Source organism: Variovorax sp. V35, assembly GCF_041154465.1.
GTDB classification, from domain to species: Bacteria; Pseudomonadota; Gammaproteobacteria; order Burkholderiales; family Burkholderiaceae_C; genus Variovorax; species Variovorax boronicumulans.
On the sequence record NZ_AP028666.1, the window covers coordinates 3,622,961 to 3,638,482 of the forward strand.

General features: G+C 66.3%; 15 protein-coding genes. 13 read left to right on the plus strand and 2 right to left on the minus strand.

Annotated features, from left to right (window positions below; translation table 11 throughout):
* Nucleotides 1–5 precede the first annotated feature (5 nt).
* The 11 genes from lpxD to ACAM42_RS16805 all read left to right on the plus strand — a co-directional run bounded on the left by lpxD (nucleotide 6) and on the right by ACAM42_RS16805 (nucleotide 11,352).
* Nucleotides 6–983, plus strand: coding sequence for a UDP-3-O-(3-hydroxymyristoyl)glucosamine N-acyltransferase (gene lpxD / locus ACAM42_RS16755; RefSeq protein WP_369632689.1), 978 nt, complete (start codon nucleotides 6–8; stop codon nucleotides 981–983).
* Between the two features lie 23 nt (nucleotides 984–1,006).
* On the plus strand, nucleotides 1,007–1,462 hold the full coding sequence (gene fabZ, locus ACAM42_RS16760) for a 3-hydroxyacyl-ACP dehydratase FabZ (RefSeq protein ID WP_056582588.1): 456 nt from the start codon (nucleotides 1,007–1,009) through the stop codon (nucleotides 1,460–1,462).
* 25 nt (nucleotides 1,463–1,487) lie between these two features.
* Nucleotides 1,488–2,276: an acyl-ACP--UDP-N-acetylglucosamine O-acyltransferase gene (gene lpxA, locus ACAM42_RS16765; RefSeq protein WP_369632690.1), complete on the plus strand. Its 789-nt coding sequence runs from the start codon at nucleotides 1,488–1,490 to the stop codon at nucleotides 2,274–2,276.
* Nucleotides 2,277–2,286: 10 nt separating this feature from the next.
* Nucleotides 2,287–3,435, plus strand: coding sequence for a lipid-A-disaccharide synthase (gene lpxB / locus ACAM42_RS16770; RefSeq protein ID WP_369632691.1), 1,149 nt, complete (start codon nucleotides 2,287–2,289; stop codon nucleotides 3,433–3,435).
* Complete coding sequence (rnhB, locus tag ACAM42_RS16775) at nucleotides 3,407–4,138, plus strand: ribonuclease HII (protein ID WP_369632692.1); 732 nt, start codon at nucleotides 3,407–3,409, stop codon at nucleotides 4,136–4,138. The genes lpxB and rnhB overlap by 29 nt, the downstream gene beginning before the upstream one ends.
* Nucleotides 4,139–4,145: 7 nt before the next feature.
* The gene (locus tag ACAM42_RS16780) at nucleotides 4,146–4,931 is read left to right on the plus strand and encodes a TrmH family RNA methyltransferase (protein WP_369632693.1); all 786 of its coding nucleotides are present in this window, start codon (nucleotides 4,146–4,148) and stop codon (nucleotides 4,929–4,931) included.
* Nucleotides 4,932–5,073: 142 nt separating this feature from the next.
* Nucleotides 5,074–6,258, plus strand: a complete 1,185-nt coding sequence (gene carA / locus ACAM42_RS16785) for a glutamine-hydrolyzing carbamoyl-phosphate synthase small subunit (RefSeq protein ID WP_369632694.1) — start codon at nucleotides 5,074–5,076, stop codon at nucleotides 6,256–6,258.
* Complete coding sequence (gene carB / locus ACAM42_RS16790) at nucleotides 6,251–9,499, plus strand: carbamoyl-phosphate synthase large subunit (RefSeq protein ID WP_062471576.1); 3,249 nt, start codon at nucleotides 6,251–6,253, stop codon at nucleotides 9,497–9,499. Before carA ends, carB begins: the two co-directional genes overlap by 8 nt.
* A gap of 12 nt (nucleotides 9,500–9,511) precedes the next feature.
* Complete coding sequence (locus tag ACAM42_RS16795; RefSeq protein ID WP_369632695.1) at nucleotides 9,512–10,381, plus strand: Kdo hydroxylase family protein; 870 nt, start codon at nucleotides 9,512–9,514, stop codon at nucleotides 10,379–10,381.
* A gap of 66 nt (nucleotides 10,382–10,447) precedes the next feature.
* A complete protein-coding gene (greA, locus tag ACAM42_RS16800) occupies nucleotides 10,448–10,924 on the plus strand; it encodes a transcription elongation factor GreA (protein ID WP_056518766.1) in 477 nt (158 codons plus the stop codon).
* 5 nt (nucleotides 10,925–10,929) lie between these two features.
* On the plus strand, nucleotides 10,930–11,352 hold the full coding sequence (locus ACAM42_RS16805) for a DUF4149 domain-containing protein (RefSeq protein ID WP_095745195.1): 423 nt from the start codon (nucleotides 10,930–10,932) through the stop codon (nucleotides 11,350–11,352).
* 36 nt (nucleotides 11,353–11,388) lie between these two features.
* On the opposite strand, the gene ACAM42_RS16810 is transcribed toward ACAM42_RS16805, so the two are convergent.
* Nucleotides 11,389–12,108 carry a glycosyltransferase gene (locus tag ACAM42_RS16810; protein WP_167395020.1) on the minus strand — a complete coding sequence of 240 codons (720 nt, stop codon included), beginning with the start codon at nucleotides 12,106–12,108 and terminating at the stop codon, nucleotides 11,389–11,391.
* Nucleotides 12,109–12,149: 41 nt separating this feature from the next.
* The gene (locus ACAM42_RS16815) at nucleotides 12,150–12,629 is read right to left on the minus strand and encodes a YhbY family RNA-binding protein (protein ID WP_062471564.1); all 480 of its coding nucleotides are present in this window, start codon (nucleotides 12,627–12,629) and stop codon (nucleotides 12,150–12,152) included.
* A gap of 33 nt (nucleotides 12,630–12,662) precedes the next feature.
* Between ACAM42_RS16815 and ACAM42_RS16820 the strand changes: the two genes are divergently transcribed.
* Entirely contained in the window at nucleotides 12,663–13,331 is a 669-nt protein-coding gene (locus ACAM42_RS16820) for an RlmE family RNA methyltransferase (protein ID WP_369632696.1), read from the plus strand.
* A gap of 166 nt (nucleotides 13,332–13,497) precedes the next feature.
* Nucleotides 13,498–15,414 (plus strand): ATP-dependent zinc metalloprotease FtsH, encoded by a 1,917-nt coding sequence (gene ftsH / locus ACAM42_RS16825; RefSeq protein WP_062471558.1) that lies wholly within the window; start codon nucleotides 13,498–13,500, stop codon nucleotides 15,412–15,414.
* Nucleotides 15,415–15,522: the final 108 nt, after the last annotated feature.

Consider the following 15,522-nt stretch of genomic DNA (forward strand, 5'->3'; position numbering starts at 1 on the left):
CCGGCGTGTCGCTGCAGCTCGGAGCCATCGTTGACGCCCTCGGGGGCGAGCTTCATGGAGATGCCACGCTGTCCATCGAGCGGCTCGCGCCGCTTCAGAATGCACAGCCCGATGCGCTCAGCTTCCTGAGCCATCCCAAATACCAGCAGGAACTGGCCGCCTCCAAGGCGGCCTGTGTCATCGTGTCGCCCGCCATGCGCGAGGCTGCCGCGGCGCGTGGCGCCTACATCGTCACGCCCGACCCGTACTACTACTTTGCGCGCCTGACGCAGCTGTGGAAAGCGCACCATGCGCGCCCGGAAGCCGACCGCATCCACCCGTCCGCCGTGATTCATCCCGCGGCCCAGATTGACGCCACCGCGCGCATCGGCGCGTTGTGCGTGGTGGAGCGGGGCGCGCGCATCGGTGCGGGCACCGTGCTGAAGTCGCGCGTCACGGTCAGCGAAGACTGCACCATCGGCGAACGCTGCCTGTTGCACCCCGGCGTGGTGATCGGGGCTGACGGCTTCGGCCTCGCGCCGCACCAGGGCGCCTGGGTCAAGATCGAGCAGCTGGGCGCGGTGCGCATCGGCAACGACGTCGAGATCGGTGCCAACACCTGCATCGACCGCGGCGCGCTCGACGACACAGTCATCGAAGACGGCGTGAAGCTCGACAACCTGATCCAGATCGGCCACAACGTGCGCGTCGGCAAGCACACCGCCATGGCGGGCTGTGTCGGTGTGGCCGGCAGTGCCACCATCGGCGCGAATTGCACCTTCGGCGGCGGCGCCATCGTGCTGGGTCACCTCACGGTGGCCGACGGCGTGCACGTGTCGGCCGCCACCGTGGTGACGCGTTCCATCCGCAAGCCGGGCCAGTACACCGGCATGTTTCCGATCGATGACAATGCGAACTGGGAAAAGAATGCGGCAACACTCAAGCAGTTGCACAGCCTGCGCGAACGACTGAAGGCGCTGGAAAAAGCCCCCTCGAAACAATGACGACGATGCAGGAACAGAACACCATGACGGACACGACGCTCGATATCCACCAAATTCTCAAGTTGCTGCCGCATCGCTACCCGTTTCTCCTGGTGGACCGGGTGTTGAGCATGGAGAAGGGCAAGCGCATCACGGCCCTCAAGAACGTGACGATGAACGAGCCCTTCTTCAACGGCCACTTCCCGCACCGTCCGGTGATGCCGGGCGTGCTGATGCTCGAAGCCATGGCGCAGGCTGCGGCGCTGCTGTCGTTCCGTTCGCTGGACATCGTGCCCGACGACAACACCGTCTACTACTTTGCGGCCATTGACGGCGCGCGCTTCAAGCGCCCCGTGGAGCCGGGCGACCAGCTCACGCTGGAAGTCGAGATCGAGCGCATGAAGGCCGGCATCTCGAAGTTCAAGGGCCGTGCGCTCGTGGGCAGCGAACTGGCGTGCGAAGCCTCGCTGATGTGCGCCATGCGCCAGATCAACAGCTGATCCGGCTCATCGTCTCTTGCAAGGCATGACCCAGGTTCATTCGACCGCGATCGTCGACCCGAAGGCCCAGCTCGACGCCTCGGTGTCGGTCGGTCCCTACACCGTGATCGGCCCGCACGTGCGGATCGGCGCGGGCACCACCATCGGCGCGCATTGCGTGATCGAAGGGCGCACGACCATCGGGCGCGACAACTGGATCTTCCAGTTCTCGTCGCTCGGCGCGATCCCCCAGGACAAGAAATACGCGGGCGAGCCGACCGAGCTGACCATCGGCGACCGCAACGTGATCCGCGAGTTCTGCACCTTCAACCTCGGCGTCCCCGGGGCAGGGGGCATCACGCGTGTCGGCAACGACAACTGGATCATGGCGTACACGCACATCGCGCACGACTGCCGGGTCGACAACCACACGACGCTGTCCAACAACACCACGCTGGCCGGGCACGTGCATCTGGCCGACTGGGTCACGATCGGCGGCCTGACCGGCATCCATCAGTTCGTCTCGGTCGGTGCGCACGCCATGGTCGGTTTCGCGAGCGCGATCTCGCAGGACGTGCCGCCGTTCATGCTGGTCGACGGCAATCCGCTGGCGGTTCGCGGCTTCAACATCGTGGGTCTGCGCCGGCGCGATTTCTCGGCGCAGCGGCTCGCGGCGGTCAAGCAGATGCACCGCCTGCTGTACCGCCAGGGCAAGACGCTCGAAGAGGCGCGCGCCGCCATCGCCGAGCTCGCGGCGGAAATGCCCGAGGCCGCCGGCGATGTCGCGCTGATGGAGGCCTTCCTCGCTCATTCAACGCGCGGCATCGCGCGCTGACATGGGCGCGATGAGCACGAACGAACAGCGCCGCTTCGCGCTGGTCGCGGGCGAAGCGTCCGGCGACCTGCTCGCGGGTTTGCTGCTCGACGGCCTCGAAGCCCGCTGGCCGGCCTTGCAGACCGTCGGCATCGGCGGTCCGCGCATGCTGGCCCACGGCTTCCAGAGCTGGTGGCCGCAGGAAAAGCTGGCCGTGCGCGGCTACATCGAGGTGCTTCGGCACTACGCCGAGATCGCCGGCATCCGCCGCCAGCTCAAGGCCCGACTGCTGCGCGAGCGCCCCGAGCTGTTCATCGGTGTCGACGCGCCCGATTTCAATCTCGACCTCGAAGCCGGCCTGCGCAGCGAGGGCATCAAGACGGTTCATTTCGTCTGTCCCTCGATCTGGGCCTGGCGCGCCGACCGCATCGACAAGATCCGCGCCGCCGCCGACCACGTGCTGTGCATCTTCCCGTTCGAGCCCGAATTGCTCGAAAAGCAGGGCGTGGCCGCGAGCTATGTGGGCCATCCGATTGCCAACGTGATCCCGATGACGCCCGACCGCGCCGCCGCCCGCGCCGCACTCGGGCTGGACCCCGAGGCGCAGGTCGTTGCGCTGCTGCCCGGCAGCCGGCGTTCGGAAATACGCTACTTGGCGGCCCGCTTCTTCGCGGCCGCGGCGCTGATGCAGAAGGCGAAGCCGAAGCTGCAGTTCATCGCGCCGATCCTGCCGGGGTTGCGCGCCGAGGTCGAAAGCCTGCTGCAGGCCGCCGGCATGGCAGGGCGGGTGAAGCTGCTCGACGGCCAGTCGCATGCCGCGCTCGCCGCCTGCGATGTCACGCTGATCGCCAGCGGCACGGCCACGCTCGAGGCCGCGCTGTTCAAGCGGCCGATGGTCATCGCCTACAACATGAACGGCCTCTCGTGGCGCCTGATGCAGCGCAAGCAGCTGCAGCCCTGGGTCGGGCTGCCGAACATCCTGTGCCGCGAGTTTGTGGTGCCCGAATTGCTGCAGGAAGCCGCCTCGCCCGAGGCCCTGGCACAGGCCACGCTCGAATGGCTCGACGCGCCCGCGAAGACGCAGGCGCTGCAACAAAGATTTTCAGCGCTGCATGTGCAATTGCAGCGCGATACGCCCACACTGTGCGCCGATGCGATCCAGAAAGTTCTTGAAGGCTGAGCAGGCCCCACTGGTGTGGGACGCGCCCGGCCTGATGGCGGGCGTCGACGAGGCAGGGCGCGGACCGCTGGCCGGCCCCGTCGTGGCCGCGGCCGTAATCCTCGACGACCTGCGCCCGATCCGCGGCCTGGCCGACTCCAAGACGCTCACAGCCCTGCAGCGCGAACGCCTGCACGACCAGATCCTGGCCAAGGCGCTGTGCTGCTCGATCGCCCAGGCCTCGGTCGAGGAGATCGACAGCCTCAACATCCTGCAGGCCACCATGCTCGCGATGCGTCGCGCGGTGGAAGGTCTGCGACTCAAGCCGGTCAAGGTGCTGGTGGACGGCAACCGGCTGCCCCGGCTCGACGTGCTGGCCGAGGCCATCGTCAAGGGCGACGCGCGGGTCAAGGCGATCTCGGCCGCGTCCATCCTGGCCAAGGTGCACCGCGACCGGCTCTGCACGCAACTGCACGACGAATTCCCGCACTACGGCTTCGCCGGCCACAAGGGCTATGGCACGCGCGAGCACCTCGAGGCACTCCAGCGTCATGGGGCCTGCGTGCATCACCGCCGCACGTTCAGCCCGGTGGCGGCGGCGCTGGCGCGCACGGCCGCCGCAACGTCAGGCGTCAACGTCATGGCCGGCGAGGTTTCGGTCGCCCACGTGATCGGCGCCGCCGAAAACCACGGCGCACGCCTCGATCCGCGCGCCGCCCCCTGAGCCCGCCATGACCATCGACACCGGCCCGAGCCACATCAGCTCGCGCGACAACCCCTTGCTCAAAGACCTGCGCAAGCTTGCGCAGGACCCGGGCGCCTATCGCAAGCTCGGCCGGCTCTGGCTCGAAGGCGATCACCTGTGCCGCGCGGCGCTGGCCCGCGGCGTCCAGCCGGCGGTGGCGGTGTTCTCGGAGGCATTCTGGCCCTCGGCACCCGCCGAATGGGTGCAGAGTGCTATCAAAACGGTAGTGGTTGCCGACGACTTGCTGCGCGCAGTGAGTGGCCTGGAGTCGCCCGCGCCGATGGGCTTCGTGCTCGACCTGCCGCCGCGACCGGAAATCCTCCCCGACGCCCCGAGCGTGGTGCTCGACCGCCTGCAGGACGCCGGCAATGCCGGCTCCATCCTGCGCAGCGCGGCGGCTTTCGGCTTCACCCAGGTGATCTCGCTCAAGGGCACGGCCGCGCTGTGGGCGCCGAAGGTGCTGCGTGCCGGCATGGGGGCCCACTTCGGCCTGCGGCTGGTCGAAGGCGTGGACATCGACGCGCTCGACGCGCTGCGGGTGCCGCTGGTGGCCACGAGTTCACACCGGGGCGAATGGCTGCACAAGGCCGATCTGCCGCACCCCTGCGCCTGGCTGATGGGCCACGAGGGGCAGGGCGTTTCGGCCGTGCTGGAGGCCCGGGCCAGCCACCACATCCGCATCGCGCAGCCGGGCGGCGAAGAGTCGCTCAACGTGGCGGCGGCGGCCGCCATCTGCCTGCACGCAAGCGGAGCAGCCCTGCAGGCCAAATAACACACCCAGTCCGAGCTACAATCGGGGGCTTACTCGCAAATCAGCGTCGCCCGGCCGCCTTCAACGCCAAAATCCCCTTAAGCAGCAGTCCGCAGGCAACGCGCCTGGGGCTCCGGGCGACCGTAACCATCCGGAGAACCCAGTGCTTTTGTCTCTCAAGGGAAGTTTCCCGCCCGCCATCCTGGCGCTCGCAGACGGCACGGTCTTTCTCGGCAACTCGATCGGAGCCGCCGGCTCCACGACCGGTGAAGTGGTGTTCAACACCGCGATGACCGGTTACCAGGAAATCCTCACCGACCCCAGCTACTGCCAGCAGATCGTCACCCTGACGTATCCGCACATCGGCAACTATGGTGTCAACGGCGAGGACATCGAGGCCGACAAGATCCATGCCGCGGGCCTGATCATCAAGGACCTGCCCCTCGTCGCGTCCAACTTCCGCAAGACCGCCACGCTGACCGAGTACCTCGTGTCCGGCAACACGGTGGCCATTGCGAACATCGACACCCGCAAGCTCACGCGCCACCTGCGCACCCACGGCGCGCAGAACGGCTGCATCCTGGGCCTGGCCGCGGGCGAGACCGTGACGCAGGCGCTGATCGACAAGGCCATCGCCGCAGCCAAGGCCGCGCCCAGCATGGCCGGCTTCGACCTGGCCAAGGTGGTGTCGGTCAAGCAGACCTACGAATGGACCGAGACCGAGTGGAAGCTCGGCGCGGGCTACGGCGTGCAGATCACGCCGCAGTTCCATGTGGTCGCGTTCGACTACGGCGTCAAGAAGAACATCCTGCGCATGATCGCGCAGCGTGGCGCGCGCATCACCGTGGTGCCGGCGCAGACGCCCGCGGCCGACGTGCTCAAGCTCAAGCCCGATGGCATCTTCCTGGCCAACGGCCCCGGCGACCCGCAGCCCTGCGACTACGCCATCAGCGCCGTCAAGGAACTGATCGAAACCGGCATCCCCACCTTCGGCATCTGCCTGGGCCACCAGATCATGGCGCTCGCCTCGGGCGCCAAGACCTTCAAGATGAAGTTCGGCCACCACGGCGCGAACCATCCGGTCAAGGACCTGGACAACGGCCGCGTGAGCATCACCAGCCAGAACCACGGCTTCGCGGTCGACGAGAAGTCGCTGCCGGCCAACCTGCGTCCCACCCACATCAGCCTGTTCGACAACACGCTGCAGGGCCTGGCGCGCACCGACAAGCCCGCGTTCTGCTTCCAGGGCCACCCCGAAGCCTCGCCGGGCCCGCACGACATCGGCTACCTGTTCGATCGCTTCACGGCACTCATGGAAAAGCACAAGACGGAGAACAAGAATGCCTAAGCGCACCGACCTCAAATCGATCCTCATCATCGGCGCCGGCCCGATCATCATCGGCCAGGCCTGCGAGTTCGACTACTCCGGCGTGCAGGCCTGCAAGGCGCTGCGCGAAGAGGGCTACAAGGTCATCCTGATCAACAGCAACCCCGCGACGATCATGACCGACCCGGCCACGGCCGACGTCACCTACATCGAGCCCATCACCTGGCAGACGGTTGAAAAAATCATCGCCAAGGAACGCCCCGACGCGATCCTGCCGACCATGGGCGGCCAGACCGCGCTGAACTGCGCGCTCGACCTGTGGCGCAACGGCGTGCTCGACAAGTACACCGGCACGGCCACGAACCGCCCGATCGAGCTGATCGGCGCCACGCCCGAAGCCATCGACAAGGCCGAGGACCGCCTGAAGTTCAAGGACGCGATGACCAAGATCGGCCTGGGCTCGGCGCGTTCGGGCATCGCCCACACGCTCGACGAAGCGTGGGCCGTGCAGAAGACGGTCGGCTTCCCGGTCGTCATCCGCCCCAGCTTCACGCTGGGCGGCACCGGCGGCGGCATCGCCTACAACCCGGAAGAGTTCGAGACCATCTGCAAGCGCGGCATCGAAGCCTCGCCGACCAACGAGCTGCTGATCGAAGAGTCGCTGCTCGGCTGGAAAGAGTACGAGATGGAAGTCGTGCGCGACAAGGCCGACAACTGCATCATCGTCTGCTCGATCGAAAACCTCGACCCCATGGGCGTGCACACCGGCGACTCGATCACCGTGGCCCCCGCGCAGACGCTGTCCGACAAGGAATACCAGATCCTGCGCAACGCCTCGCTGGCCGTGCTGCGCGAGATCGGCGTGGACACCGGCGGCTCGAACGTGCAGTTCTCGATCAACCCGAAGGACGGCCGCATGGTCGTCATCGAGATGAACCCGCGCGTGTCGCGTTCCTCGGCGCTGGCCTCCAAGGCCACGGGCTTCCCGATCGCCAAGGTCGCGGCCAAGCTGGCTGTGGGCTACACGCTCGACGAGCTGCGCAACGAGATCACCGGCGGCGCCACGCCTGCGTCGTTCGAACCGTCGATCGACTACGTGGTCACCAAGATCCCGCGCTTCGCGTTCGAGAAGTTCCCGCAGGCCGACTCGCGCCTGACCACGCAGATGAAGTCGGTGGGCGAGGTGATGGCGATGGGCCGCACCTTCCAGGAATCGTTCCAGAAGGCCCTGCGCGGCCTTGAAGTGGGCGTCGACGGCCTGAACGAGAAGACGCAGGACCGCGAAGTGCTCGAGAAGGAACTGGGCGAGCCCGGCCCCGAGCGCATCTGGTACGTGGGCGACGCCTTCGCCATGGGCCTGAGCGTGGATGAAGTGTTCGCGCTGACCAAGATCGACCCGTGGTTCCTGGTGCAGATCGAAGAGATCGTGAAGATCGAACTCGAACTGGAAACCAAGTCGCTGGACGACATCGACAAGGACACGCTGCTCGCGCTCAAGAAGAAGGGCTTCTCCGACCGGCGCCTGGCCAAGCAACTCAAGACCACCGACACAGCCATTCGCGAGAAGCGCCGCGCCCTGGGCGTGCGCCCGGTCTACAAGCGGGTGGACACCTGCGCGGCCGAGTTCGCGACCAACACGGCCTACATGTACTCGACCTACGAGGATGAGTGCGAGGCCGACCCGACCGACAAGAAGAAGATCATGGTGCTCGGCGGCGGTCCCAACCGCATCGGCCAAGGCATCGAGTTCGACTACTGCTGCGTGCACGCCGCGCTCGCCATGCGCGAAGACGGCTACGAGACCATCATGGTCAACTGCAATCCCGAGACCGTGTCGACCGACTACGACACCTCGGACCGCCTGTACTTCGAGCCGCTCACGCTCGAAGACGTGCTCGAGATCGTCGACAAGGAAAAGCCGCTCGGCGTGATCGTGCAGTACGGCGGCCAGACGCCGTTGAAGCTCGCGCTCGACCTCGAAGCCAACGGCGTGCCGATCATCGGCACCTCGCCCGACATGATCGATGCGGCCGAAGACCGTGAGCGCTTCCAGAAGCTGCTGCACGAGCTGGGCCTGCGCCAGCCGCCGAACGCCACCGCGCGCACCGAACCCGAAGCGCTCGAAAAGGCTGCGGCCCTGGGCTACCCGCTGGTGGTGCGCCCGAGCTACGTGCTCGGCGGCCGCGCGATGGAAATCGTGCACGAGCAGCGCGACCTCGAGCGCTACATGCGCGAGGCCGTGAAGGTCAGCAATGACTCGCCGGTGCTGCTCGACCGCTTCCTGAACGACGCCGTCGAGTGCGACGTCGACTGCATCCGCGACGCCGAAGGCGGCACGCTGATCGGCGGCGTGATGGAGCACATCGAACAGGCCGGCGTGCACTCGGGCGACTCCGCCTGCTCGCTGCCGCCCTACAGCCTGAACGCCGACACGGTGGCCGAGCTGAAGCGCCAGAGCGCTGCCATGGCCGCTGCGCTGAACGTGGTCGGCCTGATGAACGTGCAGTTCGCCATCCAGCAGAAGGACGGCAAGGACGTCATCTACGTGCTCGAAGTGAACCCGCGTGCGTCGCGCACCGTGCCTTACGTGAGCAAGGCCACGGGCATCCAGCTGGCCAAGGTGGCCGCACGCTGCATGGCCGGCCAGTCGCTCGCGTCGCAGGGCGTGACCAAGGAAGTGACGCCGCCGTACTTCAGCGTGAAGGAAGCCGTGTTCCCGTTCGTCAAGTTCCCGGGCGTGGACACCATCCTCGGCCCCGAGATGAAGTCGACCGGCGAAGTGATGGGCGTGGGCAAGACCTTCGGCGAAGCCTTCGTGAAGTCGCAGCTGGGCGCGGGCACGCTGCTGCCCAAGTCGGGCAAGGCCTTCATCTCGGTGAAGAACAACGACAAGGCACGCGCCGTCGAAGTGGCGCGCGGCCTGGCCAAGCTGGGCTTCGAGCTGGTCGCCACCAAGGGCACCGCCGCGGCCATCAGCGCTGCCGGCATCGCCTGCGAGACGGTCAACAAGGTGACCGAAGGCCGCCCGCACATCGTGGACATGATCAAGAACAACGAGATTGCCTTGGTCATCAACACGGTGGAAGAGCGCCGCAACGCGATCACCGACTCGCGCCAGATCCGCACCTCGGCGCTGCTGGCGCGCGTGACCACCTTCACCACGATCTTCGGCGCCGAAGCCGCGGTCGAAGGCATGGGCTTCATGGACGAGCTGGGCGTGATCTCGGTGCAGGAGATGCACGCGCAGCTGGCCGCGGCCTGACCGGGCACCGCCATGGAAACGCAGCTGGTCGAACTGGACCTCGCGGACTGGAACGCGGCCACGCCCAACGAGGCGTGGATCGCGGAACTGGAAGCCGGCAAGGTGCTGTACTTCCCGCGGCTGGGCTTCGAGCTGCTGCCTGAAGAGCGCAGCCTGCTGACGCCCAGCCTGCTGTCGCCCGACGTGCGCAACATCAGCCTCGATGCCCACGGCAAGCTCAAGGGCGCCGTAGGCGACGAGGCGGTGCAGCGCGCCGCGGCGGCGATGGTGAAGCGTTTTCGCACGCAGGCGCAGCAGCTCATTCATGGCTTGCTGCCGCATTACACGCCGGCCCTGCGCCTGGCGCCGACCAGCTACCGGCCGGCCCAGGTCGAGACGCGCGTGCAGTCGTGGCGCGCCGACGACCGGCGCCTGCACGTCGATGCATTCCCGTCGCGCCCCAACTACGGCGAGCGCATCCTGCGCGTGTTCACCAACGTCAATCCTGACGGCGCATCGCGCGTGTGGCGCGTGGGCGAGCCTTTCGAGGACATCGCCAAACGCTTCCTGCCGCGGGCCAAGCCCTATGCGCGCTGGCAGGCCAAGCTGTTGCAGGCGCTGCACGTCACCAAGTCGTTCCGCAGCGAGTACGACCACCTGATGCTGCAGCTGCACGACGGCATGAAGTCGGACATGGCGTACCAGGAAAACTCGCCGCAGGAAACGGCGAAATTCCCGCCGGGTTCGGTGTGGGTGTGCTTCTCGGACCAGACCTCGCACGCCGTGATGGCAGGCCAGTACATGCTCGAGCAGACCCTTCATCTGGCCGCATCGAAGCAATACAATCCCGAATCGAGCCCGCTCGCCATCCTGAGCCGGCTGACCGGACGCACACTCGTCTGATCAATTCCCTCAATCGACCGCCGAACGGCAGCGTTCGGCGGTTTCGCTTTATGGAGAACCAACAACATGGCCACCATTCCGATCACCAAGCGCGGCGCTGAAAAACTGCGCGCCGAACTGCATCAGCTCAAGACGGTCGACCGTCCCTGGGTCATCAACGCCATTTCCGAGGCACGCGCCCAGGGCGACCTGAGCGAAAACGCCGAGTACGAAGTCGCCAAGGACCGCCAGGGCTTCATCGAGGGCCGCATCCAGGAAGTCGAAGGCAAGCTTTCGGCCGCGCAGATCATCGACCCGAGCGAGCTCGATGCCGGCGGCAAGGTGGTGTTCGGTTCGACCGTCGAACTCGAAGAAGAAGAGTCGGGCGATGCCGTCAAGTACCAGATCGTGGGCGAAGACGAAGCCGACCTGAAGCTCGGCCTGATCAACATCTCCAGCCCGATCGCACGCGCGCTGATCGGCAAGGAAGAGGGCGACACGGCCGAAGTGCAGGCGCCGGGCGGCCTCAAGCGCTACGAGATCGTGGCGGTCCGCTACCTCTGAGTCGGATGAAAGACCGCGTCGCGCTGATGCTGGCGGCCCTCTGGTGGGGCAGCCTCAGCACCATCGGTTTCCTGGTGGTGCCGATGCTGTTCGCCCGGCTTGGCAACCCGGCGGTGGCGGGCAATTTCGCGGCCCAGCTGTTCGAGGCGCAAAGCTGGATCGCCATCGGCTGCGGGCTGATCCTGCTGATCCATTTCCGCCAGAAGGCCGACGACGGCATGACCGGGCCGGTGTTGACGGCGATTTTCCTGGTGCTGGCGGCGTTGCTGCTGGCGCTGTTGCAGCAGTACGCCGTGGCGCCGCGCATCGTGGCGCGTGACAACCTCAAGCTGTGGCATGCCGTGGGCACGGGCATGTACTTTGTTCAGTGGGCGTGCGCCGGCACGTTGCTGTGGCGCATGGGCGCCGCCGCTCGGGCGCCACGCTGAACCGGGGCGGCGGCGCATCGCCGCCTCCCTCCGGCTTTACTCTTTCCAGTGCTTGGCGACCCAGCTCGCCGGCCGGATGTAGCGGAAGGCGCGGTTGCGCCGTCCCGCCAGCGCGTCGGGCGGGTTGCACTCGCCGTGGAATACCATCACACGGGCGCCTTCGGGCACGAAGGGCTCTTCCCAGTAGTTGGTCGGCCAGGTCGGGATGCCGTGGTACTTGAAGCTCGGGCACCAGGCCGCGGGCCAGTAGGCCAGCTTGCCTTGCTTGTGCAGCACGTCCGACAGGTAGGCCTGCTCGTTGCGGTACTCGGCCTGCACCTTGTCCATGTTGGCGCGAAAGTACGCCAGCACGTCGGCATGGGCGCCCAGCTCGAAGCGATAGACCGATGAATTGCCCGTGATCCGCTCGCGCCGCCAGGGGCGGGCGTAGTCGTGAATGATCAGGAATTCGCCGGGCTGCTCGAAGAAGGCGTCCAGGCTGCCGACGATCACCACGTCGACGTCCAGGAAGAGGGCGGTGCCGCGCAGGCCGTGCAGGTCCTGCTCGAAAGTCGTGAGCTTCTTCCAGGCGCCGTCGCGCTGGCCCGGGGCCAGCTGGAGGTTGAGCGGCGGAATGGGCAGGCACGTCACTTCGGGGCGAATGCCGTTGCCGTCGTCGGTCAGGCAGACGAACTTGAAGTCGCCGCTGAGGTGGCGGCGCACCATGGCGTAGAGCCGGTTGACGTACTCGGGGCCGTACTTGGTGCCCCACTTCATGCAGAGGATATGGCGCTGGGCGCCTTGCGCTGCCACCAAGTTCAGTCCGCCTGGTTGCGTTTCTTGGCCGACAGCGGGCGCTTGGCCTTGGCGCGCTTGATGGTGCCGCCAGGGGTCAGGCGCTGGTTGCCGAGCACGCGCAGGGTCTTGATTTCAGGGCGTTGGCCGCCGCGCTTGCTGTACTTGACGATCTTCACGTCGCGCGGGCCGGGCATGCGGTCTTCGTCGATGACACGCTCTTTTTCGGGCTTCGGGCGCCACAGCACGAGCAGCTTGCCGATGTGCTGGATCGGGGCGGCGTCGAGCTCGTCGGCGAGCTCCTGGAGCATGGCGTCACGGGCGAGGCGGTCGTCGGAGAAGACGCGCACCTTGATCAGGCCATGGGCCTTCAGGGCCGCGTCGGCCTCCTTTTTCACGGCAGGGGTGAGCCCGTCTCCACCGACCATGACGATCGGATCCAGGTGGTGAGCTTCGGCGCGGTGCACCTTGCGCTCGGCAGGGGTAAGTTGAATGGCGGGCATCCCCGTATTATCGACGCGTACACGAACACCCTCATGAGCACCAAAGCCAAAAGCAAAAAAGTCAACAAGGCGTGGCTTCACGACCACATCAACGACCCCTACGTGAAGCTCGCGACCAGAGAGGGCTACCGCGCCCGCGCGGCTTACAAGCTCAAGGAAATCGACGAGTCGCTCGGGCTGGTCAAGCCCGGCCAGCTGGTGGTCGACCTGGGCTCGACCCCGGGCGCCTGGAGCCAGTACTTGCGGCGGCGCATGTCGCCGGGCGGGGCGGCGGTCGGCGACCTCAACGGCACCATCATTTCGCTCGACCTGCTGCCGATGGAGCCCATCGAAGGCGTGACCTTCCTGCAGGGCGATTTCCGCGAGGATGCGCTGCTGGCGCAGCTCCTGGCGGTGCTGGACGGCCGCAAGGCCGACCTGGTGGTGTCCGACATGGCGCCCAACCTGTCGGGCATCCACTCGGCGGACGCTGCCCGGGTCGAGCACCTGATCGAGCTGGCCATCGACTTCGCCCAGCACCACATGAAGCCCGAAGGGGCATTGGTGGCCAAGGTCTTCCACGGCAGCGGGTACGACGAATTGGTCAAGATGTTCAAGGCCCATTTCCGCGTCGTGAAGCCGCTCAAGCCCAAGGCATCGCGCGACAAATCGGCCGAGACCTTCCTCATCGGCAGGGGATTGAAGGCGCTCGATACGCATTGATACCTTGCCGCAGCGTGCCCTCCAGGGGCGCAAACCCTTGTCAGCCTATGGCTGCTATAGGGAAATGTCCGCTTTTCGCAGCTTGAAAAGCCTAAAATGGGGCGCAATTGCGTACCCTCAGCGCGTATTTCATATTCCCGTCACGCGCTTTCGACTGGAGCTTCGTTTGAACAATCAGTGGTTTTCCAAAGTTGCCGTATGGCTCGTCATTGCCATGGTGTTGTTCACTGTGTTCAAGCAGTTCGACACCCGCGGTGGCGTCGGCTCGGGAACGGTGAGCTATTCCGAGTTCCTGGACCAGGTCCGCAACAACCAGATCAAGAGCGCCATCATTCCTGAAGGCGCCGGCGGCGGCGAGATCGTCGCCGTCACCAACGACGATCGCAAGATCCGCACGACCGCCACGGTCCTCGACCGCGGTCTCGTGGGCGACCTGATTGACCACAACGTCAAGTTCGACGTCAAGCCGCGCGAAGAGGGCTCGCTCCTCATGACCCTGCTGGTCAGCTGGGGCCCGATGCTGCTGCTGATCGGCGTCTGGATCTACTTCATGCGCCAGATGCAGGGCGGCGGCAAGGGCGGGGCGTTCAGCTTCGGCAAGAGCAAGGCCCGCATGATGGACGAGAACAACAACACGGTGACTTTCGCCGACGTCGCAGGCTGCGACGAGGCCAAGGAAGAAGTCCGTGAAGTCGTCGACTTCCTCAAAGACCCGCAGCGCTTCCAGAAGCTCGGCGGCCGCATTCCGCGCGGCCTGCTGCTGGTCGGCCCTCCGGGCACCGGCAAGACGCTGCTGGCCAAGTCGATCGCCGGCGAAGCCAAGGTGCCGTTCTTCTCGATCTCGGGTTCCGACTTCGTTGAAATGTTCGTCGGCGTGGGCGCGGCCCGCGTGCGCGACATGTTCGAGAACGCCAAGAAGAACGCGCCTTGCATCATCTTCATCGACGAAATCGATGCGGTGGGTCGTCAGCGTGGCGCCGGTCTCGGCGGTGGCAACGACGAGCGCGAGCAGACCCTCAACCAGATGCTGGTCGAGATGGACGGCTTCGAAACCAACCTCGGCGTGATCGTGGTGGCTGCCACCAACCGCCCCGACATCCTCGACGCCGCGCTGCTGCGCCCGGGCCGTTTCGACCGTCAGGTGTACGTCACGCTGCCCGACATCCGCGGCCGCGAGCAGATCCTCGCCGTCCACATGCGCAAGGTCCCGCTGGGCCAGGACGTGAACCCGAGCGTCATCGCCCGCGGTACGCCCGGCATGTCGGGTGCCGACCTGGCCAACCTGTGCAACGAAGCCGCCCTGATGGCCGCCCGCCGCAATGCGCGCGTGGTCGAGATGCAGGACTTCGAGAAGGCCAAGGACAAGATCTTCATGGGCCCCGAGCGCAAGAGCATGGTCATGCCCGAGGAAGAGCGCCGCAACACGGCCTACCACGAGTCCGGCCACGCCCTCATCGGCAAGCTGCTGCCCAAGTGCGACCCGGTTCACAAGGTCACGATCATTCCGCGTGGCCGCGCCCTCGGCGTGACCATGAGCCTGCCGTCGCAGGACCGCTACAGCTACGACCGCGAGTACATGCTGAACCAGATCAGCATGCTGTTCGGTGGCCGCATCGCCGAAGAAGTGTTCATGCACCAGATGACCACCGGCGCCAGCAACGACTTCGAGCGCGCGACCTCCATCGCCCGCGACATGGTCACGCGTTACGGCATGACCGACGCGCTGGGCCCGATGGTCTATGCCGAGAACGAAGGCGAAGTGTTCCTGGGCCGCTCGGTCACCAAGACCACGAACATGAGCGAACAGACCATGGAAAAGGTCGACGGCGAGGTGCGCCGCATCATCGACGAGCAGTACGCCCTGGCGCGCCGCCTCATCGAAGAGAACAGCGACAAGATGCACGCCATGGCCAAGGCGCTGCTCGAATGGGAAACCATCGACAGCGAACAGCTCGACGACATCATGGCCGGCCGCGCACCGCGCCCGCCCAAGGACTGGACGCCGCGCATTCCGCCTTCGGGCAGCGGCGGCAGTGGTGGCACGCCGGCCGTCAATCCTGACCCGGCGCCGACCGCCGCTTGAGGTGGGCTTGAAATCAAGCAACAACGGGGCCCCTGGCCCCGTTTTCCATGGTGAGCCAGATGGTGCGGTTTGGCAGACCTCGCGTTTCAGGATTGACCTCGCGCAGCC